Source organism: Streptomyces lydicus, assembly GCF_004125265.1.
Classification (GTDB): domain Bacteria; phylum Actinomycetota; class Actinomycetes; order Streptomycetales; family Streptomycetaceae; genus Streptomyces; species Streptomyces lydicus_C.
Genome location: NZ_RDTE01000003.1, coordinates 7,914,143 through 7,925,908, shown reverse-complemented (window position 1 = coordinate 7,925,908; position 11,766 = coordinate 7,914,143). Strand labels below are relative to the sequence as shown.

Sequence of the window (11,766 nt, the reverse complement as noted above, 5' to 3'; positions counted from 1 at the left end):
TCGCACGGGAAACGCATCACCCCTGTCGGGCGTGCTCCCGTGATCACCAGGGTCTCGCAGAAACATGACCGCCGCACCGCGAGGCATTCTTCGGCACCCGCTCCGCGGAGACATCCGTCCTGCTGGGATGCCCTAGAAACTGAAGCTCATGAACGCCCCGTATCCGCCCTCGGCCGCCGCGGCGAAGAAATCGACGAGTTCTTCGTAGGAGCGCCGGAGCCAGTCCAGCTCACCTTCGGCATCGAGCCGCCACGTATTCGGATACACCCTCTCCGCCATCATCCGCTCAGGGGCATAGTGGGCCGCCAGCCGCTCCCACGGGGTCGCCTTCAGCTGCCGGGCCACCCTCGCGATCTGCTCCGCGGACCACCCGAACAGGGTGCCGTCCTCCAGGAGCTGATATCCGTCCATCAGGAACTCCAGCTCGATATCCGTCGCGTCGAACAGGAACTGGAGGCCGGCCCACGCCTTGTCCGGGCCGCCACTGGGACGATCCGACATCGGGAAGTCATCGTCGGCATACAGTTCGCCGACGTAGGAACCGGCCCAACTCGGGTCCCTCTCCGCCCTGTCCAGCTCCTCCGTTGTCGCGCCGATGAATCCCACACTCACGCCCATGACAGGCACTCCCCCTCGGTGTACTGCCGTGCTGTACCGCGCGATTCGGTCCCTGACCCGAACCGCGAAATCGAGTGTTCCACGCAGCTCTGACAATCGGGCTGCGCCCGGCGGCGAGCGGCGGTGGGACGTGGGGCGGTGGGCCCGTGGCGGTGGGACACGTCCGGCGGATCGCGAGGACGACGGCCTGACGCGCCGTCGGAAGCGTCGCCCGAAAGACCGGCAAGAGAAAGACCGGGGCGGCAAGAGTCGCATCAGAAGCGACCGGCGATGACCGAAACCCGCTCCCCGGTGCGAGCCGGGGGCGGCCGTTCGACCCGGGAAGACGCAGGTCGCGAGACCGCCCCCGGCCCCATCGTCACCCGGTTCGGGCGATCCCCCGCGTCGCCCGAACCGGGCAGCTCGACCGGATTCCGTCCACGGACGAAAACCTCCATCGTACAAAGTATATTGGCCCTGAGCCAGTCAACGCAGGAGTTACAGGATGTCTCTCCGCAGCGCATCGGTCAATGAAGAATTGCGGTGGCTGCCCCGCGAGCGGCTGCTGCAGGCGACGGTCGCGGCCGGTCCGTTGCCGCGTGAGACGATCGCGGCGTACGGCCCCTCGGACCCCCATGCCGGCTATCCGCCGTTGCGGGCGCTGCCGCCGGGAGCCTCGATGTCGCGCGTGCGACTGTGTGCCGAGCCGTTCCAACAGTACGGACCGGTCTGGGAGTTGGGCGATTCACATGTCCCCGACCGTGAGGTGAAGGCTCCCCGGACTTCGCCGGTCAGCGATTGCCGTTCAACGCTTGTTGTGACGTGGCGCCAGGAGCCCTTCGTCGCGGGCGCCGGCGATCAGGCGGAGCGATCTTCGACGATTACGGCCGGTGGCAAGCATGACGGCCAGCACGGGATCGCTCCCCTCCCGCTGAGCCCGGCGGTACGCGTCCGCGGCGACCCTGCGACGCTCCCCGGCCCGCGACCGGGCAAGGACGGTGGCACGGGCACGCTCGGGCGACGGGGCCGCGGCGGACGAACCGGGCAGCGTCGACGGGTCGGACGACGTGGCCGACACGGACGCCGATGGCTCGGACACCGGCGGTTCGCAGGCCGGCGGCTCGGAGACCGGCGACTCGGAGATTGGCGGCTCGGAGACCGGCGGCTCGGACGAATCCGCCGAGGTTGATGACTCCGACGGCGCCGATGACTCCGCCGGTGTCGGCGACACGGAAGCCGGGGCGGCCGTCGAGGTAGCGGACCCGGCGGACAGGTCAGACGCGACGGATGTCCCGCTCGCCGCCCCTTCCCCTAGCACCCCTCCCCCCTGCGCGGCCTCCCCCTGCGCCGCAGGTGCCACACACCCCCCTGCCATCGCCCCCTCCCCGGCACCCGTCGACTCCGTCTCCGGCTCCGCCGCCGTGGTCACCGCCGTAGTCACCGAGGTGGTGACCGGGCCTGCCTGCCGGGGTGTGGGCCGGGGCCTGTGCGGCCGTCCGGTGGCGGACCGGAAGGCATCGTCCAGCGGGCCTTCGATCCAGCGGGCCAGGTCGGTCAGACCGGCGAGCGTCAGCGGCGGGTCGGCCCGTACGTCCTCGACGGTGATGTGGTCGTCGGAGACCGTCACAAGGACATCGACCCGGGCGCCGTCGGCGAATGTCAGCCGGGCGCTGCACCAGGGGCCCAGCGGATCGAGCCGGGGCAGCGGACACCCGGGGCCCCGGGATCCGCGGGGATCGTCCGGGGCGGCGGGGTCGGGGGCGGGATCGGGCGCGGCCGAGCCGTGGGCCCGCAGCTCCCACGTGGGCCACGCCAATGGCGCGCCCTGGGCTTCATATCGGTGATTAACGGTATAAAAGTCACTTTCCGACACATTGAAAACCTAGCCCCCCGCTCACCCGGCCCAGTAGCGCGGCACGCTCATCCCACCGGGAGCAACCCCGATAGCGCATCTCCCGCCGCGCGTCCGCCGGTGCGATCCTGGGGGTATCCCGCGGAAGGGGCCACTCGTGCTTCGTGTCGCAGTGATCGGTTCTGGACCCAGCGGCGTCTACACCGCCCAGTCCCTGATCGAGCAGCAGACCGTTCCGGACATCGAGGTGTACGTCCTGGACCGGCTGCCCTGCCCGTACGGTCTGGTGCGCTACGGCGTCGCGCCGGACCACGAGAAGATCAAATCGCTGCAGAACAATCTGCGTACGGTGCTGGAGCACCCCAGGGTGCGCTTCCTGGGGAACGTCGAGGCGGGAGCGCCGGGGCTGGGCGTCGAGGAACTTCGCGAGATCTTCGATGCGGTGGTGTTCTGTGTGGGCGCCGCCACCGACCGGCAGCTGGGCATCCCCGGCGAGGAGCTGCCCGGCAGCCGTCCGGCGACCGAGTTCGTCGCCTGGTACAGCGCACACCCGGACGCGGCCGCCGTCCGCTTCACCCTCGCGGCGCGGTCCGCCCTGGTGATCGGCGTGGGGAATGTGGCGGTGGACGTGGCGCGGATGCTGTCCCGTGGTGCCGCCGAGCTCGCCGCCACCGATATGCCGCAGGGCCCGCTGGGCGCGCTGGCGGACAGCCGCGTCCAGGATGTCTGGATGGTCGGCCGACGCGGCCCTTCCCAGGCCAAGTTCACCACCAAGGAGCTTCGGGAGCTGGACTCCCTTCCGGATGCCGAGGTGTGCGTACGGCCCGAGGAGCTGGCGCTGGATCCGGCGTACCGGGATCCGGGCGGGCTGCCCGCGGTGGGGCGGCGGAACGTCGAGGTGCTGCGCGGGTGGGCGGAGCGGTCGGCGGCACGGGCGGCGGCCCCGGCAGGCCCGGGAGCGGGGGCCTCCAGCGGCCGTGGCCGCCGTATTCATCTGCGGTTCTTCCTCCGGCCGGTCGAAGTGCTCGGGGATGCCACCGGGGTGCGCGCGGTGCGGTTCGAGCGGACGGCGCCCGACGGGCACGGCGGAGTGACGGGTACCGGCGAATTCGAGGATATCGAGGGGCAGTTGGTGCTGCGTTCGGTCGGCTACCGGGGGACACCGATGCCCGGCCTGCCGTTCGACGAGACGACCGGGACGGTGCCGCACCAGGAGGGACGGGTGCTGCGGGACGGGGCACCGCTGCCCGGTGTGTACGTGGCCGGCTGGATCAAACGCGGCCCCACGGGGGTGATCGGCACGAACCGGCCGTGCGCCAAGGAGACCGCGCGGTCGCTGCTGGCCGACGCCCCCGCGCTGGCGACGCTGCGCGAGGCGGCCGGGGACCCGGTGGCGGCACTGATCCGGGCGGGGCAGCGGCCGGTCCCGTGGCCGGGCTGGCTGGCCATCGAGGCCGCCGAGGCGGAGTGGGGCCGAGGACTGGGCCGCGGCACCGTCAAACTCCCGGACTGGGCGGGGCTGTTGGAAGCGGCGGGGTCGGCGGATCCGAACCGCTGAATCCCGCGGGCGGGCCGGGGCGCCGGGTTCCGGTCCGCCAGTCGGTCCGTCGACCCACCGGTCCCGCCAGTCGGCCGGTCCGCCAGCCGGTCGGTCGGCCCGTCGGCCCGCCGCTCCGGAGCGGCCACCGCGCTACTGCCGGCCCGGCACTCCTGGCGCCCCTGGCACCCCTGACGGCCCTGGCACCCCTGACGGCCCGCTACTCCTCCCCGAGGCGGCCGGCCTGCAGATCCGCCGCCCGGAGCACGCCGTCGATCAGGCCGGGGAAGAGCGCGTCCAGATCGTCCCGGCGCAGCGCGTTCATCTTGGCCGTGCCGCGGTAGAGCTGCTGGATGACGCCGTGCTCGCGGAGCACCCTGAAGTGGTGGGTACAGGTCGACTTGCTGACCGGGAGCTCGGTGTCCGCACAGTTCAGCTCCCCCTCGGCGGCAGCCAGCGCACAGACGATCCGCAGTCGTACGGGGTCGGCGAGCGCATGCAGGACATCGGCGAGCCGGATGTCCGCACGGGCCGGGTGCTCCAGCGCCCGGGAGCCCGACGGAGCCCGCCTGGAGGTCGATTCGGTCGGCATGACGGCTCCTGACTCATTCTGCGGGGCTCGGTGTGGCCTGGCGCGTCGCCCGCCCGCTCATTGTACGAGAAGCATCGTAGTTTGACATCCATCGTAGTACGACGCCTATCGTATGAGTGCGGGGCCGGCCGGCACCCGTTCGCCTTCAGGTACAGGAGCCTGCCGTGAGCGCACTCTTCGAGCCCATCACCCTTCGCGCGCTGACCGTTCCGAACCGCCTCTGGATGGCACCGATGTGCCAGTACTCCGCGGCTCCCGAGGGCCCGGCGGAGGGGGCGCCCGGCGACTGGCACTTCCAGCACCTGGCCGCGCGGGCGGCGGGCGGCACCGGCCTGATCCTCACGGAGGCCACCGCGGTGAGCCCCGAGGGGCGCATCAGCCCGTACGACCTCGGCCTGTGGAACGACACCCAGACCGAGGCGTTCCGGCGCATCACCGGCTTCCTCAAGGACCAGGGCACCACCCCGGGCATCCAGATCGCCCATGCGGGACGAAAAGCGAGCACCGAGCGCACCTGGGTGGACCGTGGCGCGCCGATCCTCCCCGGGCAGCGGTACGGCTGGGAGCCGGTCGGGCCGAGCCCGGTGCCGTTCGGCGAGGGCTTCGCGGCACCCGCCGAGCTCACCGTGGCGCAGATCCAGGAGGTCGTCGCGCAGTTCCGGGCAACGGCCCGGCGGGCGCTGGCGGCGGGCTTCGAGGTGGCCGAGATCCACGGTGCGCACGGCTACTTGATCAACGAGTTCCTCTCGCCCTTCACCAACCGGCGCACCGACGAGTACGGCGGCTCGTACGAGAACCGGACGCGGTTCGCGCTGGAGGTCGTGGACGCCGTACGGGAGGTCTGGCCCGACGAACTGCCGGTCTTCTTCCGGATCTCGGCGACCGACTGGCTCACCGAGGACGAGAGCGACGCGCGCGAGGGGTGGACTGCCGACGACACCGTGCGCTTCGCCCGCGAGCTGCAAGAGCACGGGATCGACCTGCTGGACACCTCCACGGGCGGCAACGCGCCGGACGCGAAGATCAGCACGGGGCCCGGCTACCAGGTGCCGTTCGCCGAGCGGGTCAAGAAGGAGAGCGGTCTGGCGGTGGGCGCCGTCGGTCTGATCACCGAGGCGCGGCAGGCCGAGAAGATCATCGCGGACGGCCAGGCCGATGCCGTGCTGCTCGGCCGGGAACTCCTGCGGTCCCCCAGCTTCGCGCAGCACGCGGCACGGGAACTGGGTGCCCACGTCGCCGTGCCGCAGCAGTACCACCGGGCGGTCTGAGGCCGTCAGGAGGGCGTGCGCCGGCCTCGGCGGGACCGTGGCCGCACCGTCCGACCTGCGCGGACACCTTCCGGGACGCCGTTGTCAGTGGCCGGGTGCAGACTTGCCCCTATCTGAGACAACGGCGTCCCGGAGGTGTTCCGGCATGACTGACGTAGTACTCGCGGTGGGCACGCGCAAAGGGCTCTTCATCGGCCGCCGACGGCACGGCGACTGGGAAGTGAGCGGTCCGCACTTCTCCGCGCAGGCGGTGTACTCCCTCGCGATCGACACCCGCCGCGCCACGCCCCGGCTGCTGGCCGGGGCCGACAGCGCGCACTGGGGTCCCTCGGTGTTCCACTCCGACGACCTGGGAGAAAGCTGGCGCGAGCCCTCCCGCCCCGCGGTCAAGTACCCGGATTACACCGGGACTTCGCTGGAACGGGTGTGGCAGCTGCATCCGGCAGGACCCGCCGCCCCCGATGTGGTCTATGCGGGCACCGAGCCCGGCGGCCTGTTCCGCTCCGAGGACCGCGGCGAGACCTTCGAGCTGGTGCGGGCGCTGTGGGACCACCCCAGCCGGGAGAGATGGCAGCCGGGCGGCGGTGGGCTGGCGGTGCATACGGTGATCACGGACCCGCGGGACGCCGACGCGGTCACCGTCGCCGTATCCGCTGCCGGGGTCTTCCGCACCCTCGACGGGGGCGCCAACTGGGCCCCGTCGAACAACGGCGTGAAGGCGGTCTTCCTGCCGGACCAGCATCCGGAGTTCGGCCAGTGCGTCCACAAGATCGCGCAGGACCCGGTGCACCGCGACCGGCTGTATCTGCAGAACCACTGGGGTGTCTACCGCAGCGACGACGCGGGCGCGCACTGGACGGACATCGGCGGCGGACTGCCCTCCGACTTCGGCTTCGCCGTGGCCGCCCATCCGCACACGGGAGATGTCGCCTACCTCTTCCCGATCACCGCCGATATCGACCGGGTGCCGGCCGGGCACCGCTGCCGGGTCTACCGCACGGCCGATGCCGGCGACAGCTGGCAGGCCCTGAGCGAGGGGCTGCCGGACGAGGACCACTACGGCACGGTGCTCAGGGACGCGCTCTCGGTCGATGACGCCGATCCCGCCGGGGTGTATTTCGGCAACCGCAACGGCGAGCTGTACGCCAGCGCGGACGACGGCGACAGCTGGCAGCAACTCGCCTCCCATCTGCCGGACGTGCTGTGTGTGCGGGCGGCCGCGATGACCTGAGGAAGGCCGGGGGGGGAGGGGAACGGCGCGGGACGAGGGACGGAGGAGCCTGGGCCATCGGTTGCCCGGGGGCGGGCCACGGCCAGTAGGGTGATCCCGTGGCTGCACGACCTCTCCAAGACATTGTCGAACCCGGCTGGGCCAAGGCACTTGAGCCCGTTGCCGGACGGATCGCCGCGATGGGCGACTTCCTGCGGGCCGAGATCGCCGCCGGACGTAGCTATCTGCCGGCCGGCAACAATGTGCTGCGCGCTTTCCAACAGCCCTTCGACGAGGTGCGGGTACTCATCGTCGGACAGGACCCCTACCCCACACCGGGGCATGCGGTCGGGCTCAGTTTCTCCGTGGCGCCGGATGTGCGTCCGCTGCCCGGCAGCCTGGAGAACATCTTCCGCGAGCTGCACTCCGACCTCGGCCTGCCCCGCCCGTCGAACGGCGATCTGACCCCGTGGACGCAGCAGGGCGTGCTCCTGCTGAACAGAGCCCTGACGACGGCGCCCCGTAAGCCCGCCGCGCACCGCGGCAAGGGCTGGGAGGAAGTGACCGAGCAGGCCATCCGTGCCCTGGTGGCGCGCGGGCGCCCGCTGGTGTCGGTGCTGTGGGGCCGCGATGCGCGCAATCTCCGGCCGCTGCTGGGCGATCTGCCGGCCGTCGAGTCCGCGCACCCCTCCCCCATGTCCGCCGACCGCGGCTTCTTCGGCTCGCGGCCCTTCAGCCGGGCCAACGACCTCCTGGTGCGGCAGGGCGCACAGCCCGTCGACTGGAGGCTGCCCTGACACCGGGCGATAGTGTGCCTGGCATGACGAATGCGAACATCCCTGCGGGCTGGTACGCCGATCCGCAGGGCACCCCCCACCAACTTCGCTGGTGGGACGGGTCCCAGTGGACCGAGCACACCCACCCGGGACAACAGCCCGCGGCTCCCGACCGGGGCCAGGCACCGCAGCCGGTCTCCGCGCAGGCCGCACCGCAACAGACTCCGCAGCAGCAGGCCCCGCAGCAGCAGATGCCGCAGCAGTCCGCGCCACAGCAGGCGCCGGGCCAGACCCCGTACCCCGGTCAGCAGCACGGCGGCGCACCGTACGGTCAGCAGGGTTACGGCTACCCCCAGCAGGCGCCCGGCCAGCAGGCGCCCGGCCAGCCGATGCAACAGCCGATGCATCAACCCATGCAGCAGCCGTACGGACAGCAGCCGATGCCGGGTGCGCATCCGGGTGCCATGCAGCAGCAGATGCCGCAGCAGGCGGCGGTGGCGCCGGGCGGACCGGGCGGCGGCAGCCTGTTCACCGAGCCGGTGCTGGTGGTCAGCCAGAAGGCCAAGCTGATCGAGGTCAGCAACGAGTACAGCGTCTTCGACCAGCACGGCAACACGATCGGTGCGGTCGTCCAGGTCGGCCAGAGCACGGCGAAGAAGGTGCTCCGCGTCGTCTCCAGTCTCGATCAGTACATGACCCACAAGCTGGAGATCCGCGACGCCTACGGCCAGCCGCAGCTGATCCTGACCCGCCCCGCGAAGATCATCAAGTCCAAGGTGATCGTGCAGCGTCCGGACGGCTCGCCGGTCGGCGAGATCGTGCAGCAGAACGCCATCGGGAAGATCAACTTCGCGATGATGGTCAACGGCCAGCAGATCGGCGCCATCAAGGCCGAGAACTGGCGCGCCTGGAACTTCGCCATCGTGGACCACGCCGACACCGAGGTCGCCCGGATCACCAAGACCTGGGAAGGCCTCGCCAAGACGATGTTCACGACGGCGGACAACTACGTCCTGCAGATCCACCACCAGCTGCCCGATCCGCTGCTCAGCCTGGTCGTCGCCACGGCCCTGACCGTCGACACCGCCCTCAAGCAGGATGCCCGCGGCTTTGGGTGAGCCCGCGGGCCGCACCCCGGACACCCCCGGGTCCGGCTCTTGTGCCGGGGTGCTCGGGATCGACTCGGGCGGGTCGGGGCTGCGGGTGGCCGTCGCTCGCGCCGACGACCCCGATGCCCGGCCGCTGGCCTCCCGTACCTGCGACGAACCGGTGCGCACCGGTCCCGCCGGGATCGACGCGGAACATCTGCTGTCCCAACTCCTGCCCGTCGCAGAGGAGTTGAGCTGCCAGGCGGGCGTGCGCGGGTTTGCCGCGGTGTGCGTGGGGGCGGCCGGTATGGCGAGTCTGGGCGAGGACCTGCGGGCCCGGCTGCCGGGCGCACTGGCCACCGCGTTCGGGGTACGCCGCCTCGCCCTCGCCGCGGACGCCGTGACCGCGTACGCCGGTGCGCTGGGCCAGCGGCCCGGTGCCGTCGTCGCCGCGGGCACCGGAATGATCGCCCTGGGCACGGATCTGACCGCGGGGGGCGGCTGGCGCCGGGCGGACGGCTGGGGTCATCTGCTGGGCGACTGCGGTGGCGGCGCATGGATCGGCCGCGCCGGGCTGGAGGCCGCGATGCGGGCGTACGACGGGCGGCCGGGCGGCTCGGCCGCCCTCCTGGCGTGCGCGGAAGCGGTGTTCGGGCCGGTCCCGGAGCTGCCCGGCGCGCTCTACCCGCGCCCCGACCGGCCCGCCGTCCTGGCCTCGTTCGCCCCGGAAGTGGCCCGCTGCGCCGCCGGGGACGACGCGGTGGCCCGCGGCATCCTGCATACCGCGGCGGGCCATATCGCCGATGCTGCCGCCGCGGTCTGCCCGCCGGGGGACCAGGCCGCCGTGGCCTGCACCGGCGGTCTCTTCGGCCTGGGCGAACCGCTGCTGGCTCCGCTGCGCAGGGCGCTGGCCGAGCGGCTGCCCCGGGCACGTCCGGCGGCCGCAGCGGGCAGCCCGCTGGACGGGGCGCTGGCCATCGCCGCGGCACTGGCCGCAGGCCGTCTGACACTGCCCGTCGAGGGGCGGTTGTTGCAGATCACACGGCCTGCGCCGGGGTAGCGCGGGCGTGACGCGCGGGATAAATCGGGACGGATACCGCTCCAGCGAACCCTCCCTCCGCGCGGGGGTGGTCCGAACCGTTAGCATGCGGCGCCATGAGTTCCCCCACTGGGCCCGCACCTGGCTCGCCCGATTTTGACGCCGCACCCCCGAGCCCGGGAGCCGCACCCGGCCTGCCTGTACGAATGCCGCGACGGCAGTCCGGCCGCCACCGCAAGCCGGAACCGCTGGCCGCACCCGAGGGTGCGCCCGCGCTGGTGCTGGCCGTGCCCGGCACCCCCTCCAGCGCCTCGCGCAGCCTGGCGGAAGAGGTCTCCAGCATCGCCCGCTCCGAGCTCCCGGGCCTCGACGCCCGGATCGGCTATGTCGACGGCGGCGACGACGAGTTCCCGTCCCTGGAAGCCGTGCTGGCGCAGGCCGCCAACGAGCACAAGGCCCGGGCGGACGCCGACGGGCAGCCCGACACCGGACCCGCCGCCGTGGTGGTGCCGCTGCTGGCCGGACCGGACAGCGCCCTGCTGCGCCGGATACGCCAGGCCATGATGAACAGCGGTTCCGGGGCCGAGCTGACCGATGTCCTCGGCCCGCACCCGCTGCTCGCCGAGGCGCTGCACGTCCGGCTCTCCGAGGCCGGTCTGGCCCGCGCGGACCGTGCCCGGCTGTTCACCGTCGCCACGGCGGCGGACGGCATCATCCTCGCCACCGTCGGCGGCGAGGAGGCCGTGCAGGCCGCCGGGATCACCGGCATGCTGCTCTCCGCGCGCCTCGCGGTACCGGTGCTGGCCGCCGCCCTGGACGAGGAGGGCGCCATCTCCCGTACGGCCGAGCAGCTGCGCGAGTCCGGTTCGCAGCAGCTGGCACTGGCCCCGTACCTGATCGGCCCGGAGATCACCGACGGCCTTCTGGGGGCGGCCGCGGCGGAGGCGGGCTGCGCATCGGCCGAGGTGCTGGGCGCTTACGGCACGGTCGGCCGACTGGTGCTGTCGAACTACGCGGCGGCGATGGGCATCAACCTGCCGACGCAGGCGCAGGGGGCACCGGTCCGCTAGGGACCCAGGACTCCCCGGAGCCCACGCCGCTCCCGGAAGGGCCGTCTTCGCGCAGCGCGCGGGGCGGCCCTTCGCCGCGTCCGGCCGCCTTCCCGGGCACCGTGCCCGACCGCCTTGCCACGCTGCCGCCTCCAGGCGGAGGCGATACGTCCGATTCGGCTCCGACCGGCGCAGTTACCCGCCAGAGGGCCCGGGAGGCCGGCGGTCGAGTCGCAGGCCGGCCGAGGGGCGTACGTCCGTCAGATGCCCGCACAGGGGGCTTGCCGTACGCCTGACGCGCCGCCCGATGAGTCCACAAGCGCCGCAAGGTCTACCGTCCTGCCCAGGCCATTCGCCGGCTGCTCGCCCCTCGTGGCGTGAGCGGGCCGCCCACGGAAGGAAGTTCATGTCGCACGTCGACCTCGTCCGCGCCGCCTTCGGGGCCTACCTCGCCCAGGACCGTGCCGCCATGGACCGGTTGCTCGCCGAGGATTTCGTCTTCACCAGCCCGCAGGACGACCACATCGGCAAGGCCGCGTTCCTCGACATCTGCTTCCCCACGGCGGACCGGCTGCGCTCACAGGAGATTCTCGACGCCGTGGCCCTCGACGGCGAGCAGGTCTTCGTCCGGTACGAGTACGAGCTGAAGACGGGCGAGCGGCACCGCAACGTCGAGGTGCTGACGGTGCGGGACGGCCGGCTCGCCGAGACCCAGGTGTACTTCGGCGGGCGCTTTCGGCAGGGGTGAGACTCCCGCG

11 protein-coding genes are annotated in these 11,766 nt (G+C 72.3%); 8 read left to right on the top strand and 3 right to left on the bottom strand.

Annotated elements, in window-relative coordinates; translation table 11 throughout:
* Positions 1 to 132 precede the first annotated feature (132 nt).
* Together D9V36_RS37460 and D9V36_RS43165 are read right to left on the bottom strand one after the other, a co-directional pair.
* The gene (locus D9V36_RS37460) at positions 133 to 618 is read right to left on the bottom strand and encodes a DUF1877 family protein (RefSeq protein WP_129297681.1); all 486 of its coding nucleotides are present in this window, start codon (positions 616 to 618) and stop codon (positions 133 to 135) included.
* A gap of 784 nt (positions 619 to 1,402) precedes the next feature.
* On the bottom strand, positions 1,403 to 2,413 hold the full coding sequence (locus D9V36_RS43165) for a DUF6214 family protein (RefSeq protein WP_129297680.1): 1,011 nt from the start codon (positions 2,411 to 2,413) through the stop codon (positions 1,403 to 1,405).
* Between the two features lie 193 nt (positions 2,414 to 2,606).
* Between D9V36_RS43165 and D9V36_RS37445 the strand changes: the two genes are divergently transcribed.
* Entirely contained in the window at positions 2,607 to 4,007 is a 1,401-nt protein-coding gene (locus D9V36_RS37445; RefSeq protein WP_241721190.1) for an FAD-dependent oxidoreductase, read from the top strand.
* 199 nt (positions 4,008 to 4,206) lie between these two features.
* On the opposite strand, the gene D9V36_RS37440 is transcribed toward D9V36_RS37445, so the two are convergent.
* Complete coding sequence (locus D9V36_RS37440; RefSeq protein ID WP_129297679.1) at positions 4,207 to 4,578, bottom strand: ArsR/SmtB family transcription factor; 372 nt, start codon at positions 4,576 to 4,578, stop codon at positions 4,207 to 4,209.
* 164 nt (positions 4,579 to 4,742) lie between these two features.
* Between D9V36_RS37440 and D9V36_RS37435 the strand changes: the two genes are divergently transcribed.
* From D9V36_RS37435 to D9V36_RS37405, 7 genes are all read left to right on the top strand, one after another.
* Complete coding sequence (locus tag D9V36_RS37435) at positions 4,743 to 5,846, top strand: NADH:flavin oxidoreductase/NADH oxidase (RefSeq protein WP_129297678.1); 1,104 nt, start codon at positions 4,743 to 4,745, stop codon at positions 5,844 to 5,846.
* Positions 5,847 to 5,991: 145 nt separating this feature from the next.
* The gene (locus D9V36_RS37430) at positions 5,992 to 7,077 is read left to right on the top strand and encodes a WD40/YVTN/BNR-like repeat-containing protein (protein WP_129297677.1); all 1,086 of its coding nucleotides are present in this window, start codon (positions 5,992 to 5,994) and stop codon (positions 7,075 to 7,077) included.
* Positions 7,078 to 7,175: 98 nt separating this feature from the next.
* A complete protein-coding gene (locus D9V36_RS37425; RefSeq protein WP_088801258.1) occupies positions 7,176 to 7,853 on the top strand; it encodes a uracil-DNA glycosylase in 678 nt (225 codons plus the stop codon).
* A 23-nt stretch (positions 7,854 to 7,876) separates the two neighbouring features.
* Positions 7,877 to 8,950 (top strand): phospholipid scramblase-related protein, encoded by a 1,074-nt coding sequence (locus tag D9V36_RS37420; RefSeq protein WP_129297676.1) that lies wholly within the window; start codon positions 7,877 to 7,879, stop codon positions 8,948 to 8,950.
* Entirely contained in the window at positions 8,931 to 9,980 is a 1,050-nt protein-coding gene (locus D9V36_RS37415; RefSeq protein ID WP_129297675.1) for a BadF/BadG/BcrA/BcrD ATPase family protein, read from the top strand. Before D9V36_RS37420 ends, D9V36_RS37415 begins: the two co-directional genes overlap by 20 nt.
* A gap of 95 nt (positions 9,981 to 10,075) precedes the next feature.
* Positions 10,076 to 11,029 carry a sirohydrochlorin chelatase gene (locus D9V36_RS37410; protein ID WP_431357728.1) on the top strand — a complete coding sequence of 318 codons (954 nt, stop codon included), beginning with the start codon at positions 10,076 to 10,078 and terminating at the stop codon, positions 11,027 to 11,029.
* Positions 11,030 to 11,414: 385 nt separating this feature from the next.
* Positions 11,415 to 11,756 (top strand): nuclear transport factor 2 family protein, encoded by a 342-nt coding sequence (locus D9V36_RS37405; RefSeq protein WP_129297673.1) that lies wholly within the window; start codon positions 11,415 to 11,417, stop codon positions 11,754 to 11,756.
* Positions 11,757 to 11,766 lie beyond the last annotated feature (10 nt).

What these genes read in the sequence shown, in the direction of transcription:
- D9V36_RS37460 (WP_129297681.1), bottom strand. Translation starts at nt 618, where the DNA reads ATGGGCGTGAGTGTGGGATTCATCGGCGCGACAACGGAGGAGCTGGAC.
- D9V36_RS37410 (WP_431357728.1), top strand. Translation starts at nt 10,076, where the DNA reads ATGAGTTCCCCCACTGGGCCCGCACCTGGCTCGCCCGATTTTGACGCC.
- D9V36_RS37420 (WP_129297676.1), top strand. Translation starts at nt 7,877, where the DNA reads ATGACGAATGCGAACATCCCTGCGGGCTGGTACGCCGATCCGCAGGGC.
- D9V36_RS37440 (WP_129297679.1), bottom strand. Translation starts at nt 4,578, where the DNA reads ATGCCGACCGAATCGACCTCCAGGCGGGCTCCGTCGGGCTCCCGGGCG.
- D9V36_RS37415 (WP_129297675.1), top strand. Translation starts at nt 8,931, where the DNA reads ATGCCCGCGGCTTTGGGTGAGCCCGCGGGCCGCACCCCGGACACCCCC.
- D9V36_RS37430 (WP_129297677.1), top strand. Translation starts at nt 5,992, where the DNA reads ATGACTGACGTAGTACTCGCGGTGGGCACGCGCAAAGGGCTCTTCATC.
- D9V36_RS37405 (WP_129297673.1), top strand. Translation starts at nt 11,415, where the DNA reads ATGTCGCACGTCGACCTCGTCCGCGCCGCCTTCGGGGCCTACCTCGCC.